The following is a 6,961-nucleotide window of genomic DNA, read 5'->3' as shown; positions in this document are numbered from 1 at the left end:
GGAGGGATGGGCGGCACACAAGTTCCGCGAGCTGACGGGTGTATGGCCCGACCGCTACCACAACGCCCCGCTGGTTGAGCCACAGCCGTTCCTGCTGAACTGGATCAGATCGCGCCAGATCGCCTACGCGAAGGCCAAGGGAGGCAGCAATGCGCAGGCCTCTCGCTGATCGAGCTCGTGGCCGGTGGCGCAACCTCCTGCCGCTGGTCGGGATCGATAGTCGGTTCCTGTCGGGCAAGCAGGGTCCCTGCCCGATGTGCGACGGCAAGACCCGTTTTCGGTTCGATGACCTGGAAGGGCGCGGCACATGGATCTGCAACGCATGCGGGGCCGGTGACGGCGCCGATCTGGCGATGCGCGTCCTGGGCCTGGACTTCAAGTCGCTGGCCGAGCGCGTCGATCCGCTTCTCGGCGAGGCGGCGCAACGCCCGTTAAAGCCCGCCCGGACGCAGGATGACTGCCGGCGAAGCATGAACGACCTCTGGCGGAATTCGCACACGGTCACATGCGACGACCCCGTGGGACGATACCTGTTCCGCCGGGTCGGCCTGACGAACGTGCCGGCCTGCCTGCGGTGTGCGGACAGGCTGCGCTACCAGGACGACGTCGTGTCCTACCACCCGGCCATGGTCGCCATGGTGATGGGGCACGATGGCATCCCCGCCACCCTGCATCGAACCTACCTCGCTCCAGGCGGGACGAAGGCCGATGTCGAGGTGCCGCGGCGGCTCATGCCCGGAACGATACCGGACGGTGCCGCGATCCGGTTGTTTGATCCCGCACCGGTCCTGGGCATCGCCGAGGGCATCGAAACCGCCTTTGCCGCCGCCTCGCTGTTCGGCGTGCCGTGCTGGGCCGCGGTGAGCAGTACCATGCTCGCCAAGTGGATACCGCCCGATGATGCCCGCGAGATCATCGTCTTTGGGGACAGTGACCAGAAGTTCGCCGGACAGGCCTCCGCCTACAGCTTGGCGCACCGCCTCGCGATGAAGGGCTGGCCTGTCCGCGTCGAGATCCCGGCCATCGCGGGCGCGGATTGGAACGACGTCCTGCTCACCGAGGCAGCACGATAATTTTCGCAGACGAAATTGAGTGCACCAGATCGTTCAAGGAGATCACATGGCCCGTCGGGACAAGAAGCAGCGCGAGCGGGATCGGAGGAAGCGGAGGGCGGAGCGCAGGGCTTGCAGCGCGCTTAGTCCTACTGCGGCATCCTCGGCGCAACCAGAGGCACAGTCGCTGATCGGCTCGGCCCCTTTTGCCATCGACACGTCGCTGTCCTGGCACGTCGTCCGGATGGCGCCCCGAATGAGGGACGTGGCCCTCAAGGCCATCACATCCGCCAACGCGGTCACTTTCCAGCCCTGCACCATGGAGGTGGTCACCCGACGAGGCCGACGCATAGACACCCTGCGTCCAACGCTGGCACGAACCGTCTTCATCGGCGTTCAGGATGCGGCGCAGCTCGAAATGGTTCGACGCGAGTTCGAGCCTTACTCCTCATCTCGTCCCGTCGCCGAAGTGATCTGTTACATGAGTGATGACACGAGCCTCAAGGGCAACATTGCGGGCCAGGTGCTTACACCTGCGCGTCTCGACCCCGTTGCACTTCAAGAGTTTGCTAACAACGTGTTTATGAACACAAGGCTTCGGCCGGCTACACTTGAGGTTGGGCAGCGAGTCATCGTAACAGACGGCCCATTCTTCAGCTTGCCGGCCGAGATCGAAGAGTTGATGTCCGCACGGCGAAAGGTAAGGGTATCCGTCTCCATGTTCGGGGCACCCATCCCCGTCGAATTGGACCTTGTGCAAATCCAGGCCGTGTAATACTGTTCGTGACTGACAGCCGCCGCTTACCTCCGCCCTGCTACGGGCGTCGCCAGTTGAGCCGCGCCGGAGACGGGTAAGACCGCTTCTCCACTTTGTAGGCTGGTAAAGCGGGGGTCACCCCATTGGGGTGACCCCTCAAAGAAGGCTCTAATTAGCGCCCCGACCGGGCAATCTTCCCTGATCGCGGCAACTGCGGAAGGGGCTCTGGCGGAGGCGCGTTTCGCCCATCGCTGGTCGGTCCGCAAAGACCGCCGAGGGCAAGAGATCCGGTTCCGGCGGCCTTCAGCGCAGCGTCAGCCTGCTCACAGGAGACCCAGTCCGGCCGCTTGCCCAGCATGTAGTCGACCCGGTCCCAGAATAGGCGATAGAGCGGCACACTCGCCATCTGCCCTTCGTACGGGGTCGTAGAGTAGCCTCCGGTGGCAACGCCTGCTTCGGATACAGTGATTGCAGCCTTAACGGCCTTCCCGTCCGGCTCCGTCTGGAACTCCCACTTCTCGCGCCCATTGCTTGCGGCAAGAACTGCGTAGATTACGTAGCGGCGAAGGCCGGTAAAGCCGGTCAGCGTATCTCGGAACTCAAAGTCCGTGGGATCGGACACTTGGAGTACGGTTCGAGCGGCCTCAACCACGCGCTCCCGCGACTCGCCTGTGTAGGTCCTCACACCTTCCGCGAGGAAATCGCTACGGTCCCGTACCTGGTGTGATACGCAGCCGCCAACACTCGCCGCGACGAGCGCAGCGGCCACAAGAATTCGCCCGTTCATGACGTTCCCCATTGCCGCGTGCATAGGCGGCAAGCGGTTGTGACGATACCGTGAATGCTACGCAAGACTTGGACGCCGCCCTGCAATGAGTAGCTGTGAACTGTTGCAGCCGCGCATCTAGGTGGTTGTCGCGGGGAACAAGGCTCATGGTCGGAACCCGCCAGCGCAACCGCAGTCACGACAAGGCCAGAAGCAATCAACCCTGGCGCTTCTGGTATCGCAGCGAGCGTTGGCGAAGGAAGGCCTTGGCGCAACTTGCGGCGCACCCGCTGTGCAATCGATGCTCCACCGACCATCGGCCTGTTGCTGCCACCGTGGCGAACCACGTCATCCCGCACAAGGGTAACGAGGCCCTGTTCTGGGAAGGCGAGCTTGAGAGCGTCTGTGCCCCCTGCCACGACGGTACGATCCGATCCGAGGAGGCCAGAGGCCACCGCATCGGTGTGACGGTGGATGGAAGGCCGAAGGATCCGAAGCATCCCTGGAACCGCCCCTGATCGCCGATGCGATCTAAGGTACCTTCAGTGAGCCTGAGACGCTGTCAGTTGCGAGCCAGCACTTGGCCCATCGTGTCGCCTCCGGATCACAGGCCCATACCAATGCTCAAGCAGGCGTATGGCAGGCATCAGCACAACGATGCCTGATGCAATACCGACAGCCACGACGAGCAGCAGGAGAACCAGGATGCAGAGGACGGTCGCGATGGAAGCGATGATGCCGGTTCCCTGGAAGTTTGAGGGCATCATCAACGCCAGGGCAAACAGGACCCACAGCGATCCGACGACGCCGCCCCACACGATCAGAATAGCTACGCCTGCTGAGGCGCACAGCGAGAAGATCGATACAAGCGTCGCAATGACCGCTTTAGCTGCGAACGACATAGATACGCCCTGCCCCTGCCCCGATGGGGGCAGTCACCCGGTGATTACAGCCTCTGACGTGATCCAGATCATTCACGCAAAGGTCTCGCCTCATGCCATACCACATCCACCATTCAACCCGTGGCGACGAGCTGACATGCACTTGGGACCTGGGAGGGGGCCTGAAAGTTTGGGACCTTTTGTTTCCCGACCAGCCGCTTCCCTCCCTTCGCACTGAACAGATTTTTCCGAATGGGGGTTTCGGCGCTCGCGCCGGTGAGCGGCATGGGAAGCGTTGAGGCGCAACTGGAAGGTCGTACACTCGACCTTCCAGTTTGATGGTGGATTGGATCTACTCGCTCGTGTCTGGCTTAACCGATAGCATGACAGATTTTGCGCGCTGGTAGGCGTCGGGTCCAATCGCTAGAGGACCGTCAAACGGTTGCTCGTGCAGCACGATCACTGCCAAGGTAACAAGCATTGCTAGTGAAAAGAGCGTGAGGGTGACTGCCTGGGCACGCGGCCGTTCAACATGAACTATGCCGATAGCTGTCATCGTAAGGGCGGCAAGAGCTAGGAGTGTTATCCATTTAGAGTCGTTGCCCTCAGAAGAGTTTAGGGCCAGTCGTTCGCTGCGTGAGGCACGCAGAGCCAGCACTTGATTTAATAACGCTGTATGCGCAACCGTACCTGACTCAACAGTTATATTTGGGTTAGAGGCAAGCTGCATCAGCTTACTTAAGGCCTCCCCTGCAATGGCGGAGGATGTGCCGTTTGCCATCATGGGCCACTCATCATCGAGGATGGCATTGGTATAACTGAGTAGGGTGCGACGAATTTCTGCCATGTCCGAATTTGCTGCGATACTGATATCGTAAACAGCAATTAGACTTGCTCTTTCCGACTGAACAACGCGAGCGCCCTGTCTGTGTCGATCCCATGCATCGTTGGCGACAAAGCCAGTGAGTAGCGCAAGCAGCAGCCCAATCGAGCTAAAAAAGGTTGGTACCGTTCCGACCGTATTCTCATGCAGGTGCCTTCTCGTTGCGGGGATGTTTGAGAGCGCTGCTATAACTCCGGACACAAACACAAAGAAGCCAATTAGCGAGCTTGCCATAAGCCAGATGGGCAAATCGAGCCATGCGCTTAAGATCATATGCCTACCATTATTTATGAAGCAATGATTGGCCCTTATAGGACGAGCCTGCTCATCACGGACCGGGGCGGATATGCCGTAACGGGATGAGTGAAGCTAGCAAGATCGGATAGTGAGGCAGCACGTTTTCGATGACCCTGAAAGCTATCCCCGGCGGCGAAGGCGTGCCGCCGACGCCCAACTGGTCTCAGACCTTCGTCGATGAGATCGACCTCGCGTTCGCGCATGAGGAGTGGACCGGCGTCATCAACGAGATGACCGGCAGGGGCATCCTGTCGGTCGCGAACGGCCACGCCATCAAGCGGCTGGTCGAGTTCCGCGTTGTGTACGATCGCGCGGCGCGCCAACTCGCAGAGCAAGGCCCGATCATTAAGGCCGCGACGACGGGCGTCCCGCAGATCAATCCCTACTGGACGGTGATGAAGCAGGCCGACGAGGCGGTGCGCACCGCCGAGGCTGAGCTCGGCCTTTCTCCGGTTCGCCGCTCGAAGGCGACGAAGGTCGAGAAGAAGACGAAGGTGGCACGTGCGGCGGACGCCTTCCTCAAGCCGGTTGCCGGCTGATCCGACTACCACATGGGCCAGCGACGCCGTCGCCGGCCGCATCCTCGCTGGCGAACTCGTTCGGCACGCAGCCGAGCGGCACCTGAAGGATCTCCGTGACGGCTCGGCGCGTGGGCTGCACTGGGCTCCGGACCGAGCGGCGCGGATCCTGGCCTTTCTGCCGGCGGTGCTCACCATCACAGCCGGCGCCAAGGCGGGGCAGCCCTTCGAGCCGCTACCCTGGCACTCCTTCGTGGTCGGTTCGCTCTTCGGCTGGCGGAAGGACAGCGGCCGGATGCGGTTCCGCAATGGCTGGCTGGAGACCGGGAAGGGGCAGGCAAAGTCCCCGCTGATGGCGGCGATCGGCCTCTACCTGATGGGGTGGTACGGCATCCCGCGATCCGAGGTCTATGCAATCGGGCAGGACAAGGCGACGGCGAACGTGCTGTTCGGCGATGCCGTTGCGATGTGCCGGGCCCCGATCCCGGGCGCCGAGGACGACAGCGACACGTTGGAGGCGCGCGGCGAGGTCGTCATCCGCGGCGAGGGCGACAATGCTTGGAAGCTGGAGCACATCGAGACCGGATCGCGGTTCAGGACCCTAGCGAATGGCGAAGCGGTCTCCGGCCCGCGCCCGACCGCGGTCCTCGCCGACGAGATCCACGAGTTCAAGGCCAACACGGCAATCGAGACCTGGAAGCGCGCCATCGCCAAGATGCCCGGCGACGCGCTGATGCTCCTGGGCACAAACACGCCATCCACGTCCCAGATCGTCGGGACCGACTACAGCGAGTTTTACCAGAAGGTCGCCCGGGGCGAGATCAAGGACGACGAGGCGTTCGCGTTCGTCGCCCGGGTCGACAAGGCAGACCGGGAGACGGTCTTCGACAACGAGGCCTGCTGGGGCAAGGCCCTGCCGGCGCTCGGCATCACCTTCCCCCTGGAGAACATCCGCGGCGAGGTGAACACCGCCAAGCAGATGCTGTCGACCGCCCTGTCGGTGAAGCGCCTCTACTTCGGCATCCCCGTCGGCGCGACAGAGTTCTGGATTGCCGAGGAGGCGTGGCTCTCCGCCCAGGGCGAGGTCGATGTCGAGGAAATGAAGGGCCGACGCTGCTGGCTGTCGCTCGACCTGTCTAAGAAAAACGATCTGACCGCCCTGACGGCGGTCTGGATCGGCGACGCTGGGCACCTCTACGCGAAGACTTGGTACTGGACGGTTAAGGATGGGATCGTCGACCGGTCCCGCCGCGACCAGGCGCCCTATGACGACTGGGCCGAGGAAGGCCACATCACCGCCGTCCCCGGCGCCGTCATCGACAAGAGCTTCGTGGCCGCCAATGTCGCGAAGCTCGTCGCCGAGCATGAGGTCGAGTTCCTGGCCTTCGACCCAGCCGGCATGGCCGATTTCATCGCGGCTTGTGAGGACATCGGCCTCGCCGTCTGGCGGTGGAAAGGCGCGGACGAGCCTGAGGGCGAGGGCCTGAAGCTCGTCTCGCACGGCCAGGGCAACAAGGTCGTCTACGAGGATCGGCAGCTTGTCATGCCCCGCTCCATCGAGCGGCTTGAGGACCGCATCCTTAACGCCCGTATCGTCATCGACGAGTCGCCCGTGACCTACGCCTGCGCGGCCAACGCGCATGTCCTACCGGACGGCCAGGGCAACCGGGCCTTCGACAAAAAGCGATCTCGCGGGCGCATCGACGGCATCGTGACGATCGCGATGGCCGTGGGTGCCGCCGAGTCCGAACTGCCGAGTGATGGCCCGTCCGTCTACGAGACGCGCGGAATACGAATGGTGTAGCTG

General features: G+C 62.6%; 8 protein-coding genes. 5 read left to right on the top strand and 3 right to left on the bottom strand.

Annotated features, from left to right (window positions below; all coding sequences use genetic code 11):
- Window positions 1-149: 149 nt before the first annotated feature.
- Together MKK51_RS27075 and MKK51_RS27070 are read left to right on the top strand one after the other, a co-directional pair.
- Window positions 150-1,073 (top strand): toprim domain-containing protein, encoded by a 924-nt coding sequence (locus MKK51_RS27075; RefSeq protein ID WP_279601343.1) that lies wholly within the window; start codon window positions 150-152, stop codon window positions 1,071-1,073.
- 46 nt (window positions 1,074-1,119) lie between these two features.
- Complete coding sequence (locus MKK51_RS27070; protein ID WP_243983066.1) at window positions 1,120-1,827, top strand: hypothetical protein; 708 nt, start codon at window positions 1,120-1,122, stop codon at window positions 1,825-1,827.
- A 154-nt stretch (window positions 1,828-1,981) separates the two neighbouring features.
- Here the strand turns inward: MKK51_RS27070 and MKK51_RS27065 are convergent, their stop codons facing one another.
- Window positions 1,982-2,596, bottom strand: coding sequence for a hypothetical protein (locus MKK51_RS27065; RefSeq protein ID WP_227440878.1), 615 nt, complete (start codon window positions 2,594-2,596; stop codon window positions 1,982-1,984).
- 146 nt (window positions 2,597-2,742) lie between these two features.
- On the opposite strand from MKK51_RS27065, the gene MKK51_RS27060 reads away from it, so the two are divergent.
- The gene (locus tag MKK51_RS27060; RefSeq protein ID WP_243983064.1) at window positions 2,743-3,093 is read left to right on the top strand and encodes an HNH endonuclease; all 351 of its coding nucleotides are present in this window, start codon (window positions 2,743-2,745) and stop codon (window positions 3,091-3,093) included.
- Window positions 3,094-3,117: 24 nt separating this feature from the next.
- Here the strand turns inward: MKK51_RS27060 and MKK51_RS27055 are convergent, their stop codons facing one another.
- Together MKK51_RS27055 and MKK51_RS27050 are read right to left on the bottom strand one after the other, a co-directional pair.
- Window positions 3,118-3,477, bottom strand: a complete 360-nt coding sequence (locus tag MKK51_RS27055; RefSeq protein ID WP_243983063.1) for a hypothetical protein — start codon at window positions 3,475-3,477, stop codon at window positions 3,118-3,120.
- Between the two features lie 331 nt (window positions 3,478-3,808).
- Window positions 3,809-4,612 carry a DUF4239 domain-containing protein gene (locus MKK51_RS27050; RefSeq protein ID WP_243983061.1) on the bottom strand — a complete coding sequence of 268 codons (804 nt, stop codon included), beginning with the start codon at window positions 4,610-4,612 and terminating at the stop codon, window positions 3,809-3,811.
- 164 nt (window positions 4,613-4,776) lie between these two features.
- Here MKK51_RS27050 and MKK51_RS27045 point away from each other — a divergent pair, with 164 nt between their 5' ends.
- A complete protein-coding gene (locus MKK51_RS27045; RefSeq protein ID WP_243983059.1) occupies window positions 4,777-5,175 on the top strand; it encodes a P27 family phage terminase small subunit in 399 nt (132 codons plus the stop codon).
- Window positions 5,138-6,958, top strand: a complete 1,821-nt coding sequence (locus tag MKK51_RS27040) for a terminase large subunit (RefSeq protein WP_243983048.1) — start codon at window positions 5,138-5,140, stop codon at window positions 6,956-6,958. Before MKK51_RS27045 ends, MKK51_RS27040 begins: the two co-directional genes overlap by 38 nt.
- The last annotated feature ends 3 nt before the right edge of the window (window positions 6,959-6,961 follow it).

This window comes from Methylobacterium sp. E-045 (assembly GCF_022829685.1).
Lineage (GTDB): Bacteria > Pseudomonadota > Alphaproteobacteria > Rhizobiales > Beijerinckiaceae > Methylobacterium.
The sequence above is the reverse complement of the archived record's forward strand: the minus strand, read 5'-3'. Positions and strand labels throughout refer to the sequence as shown.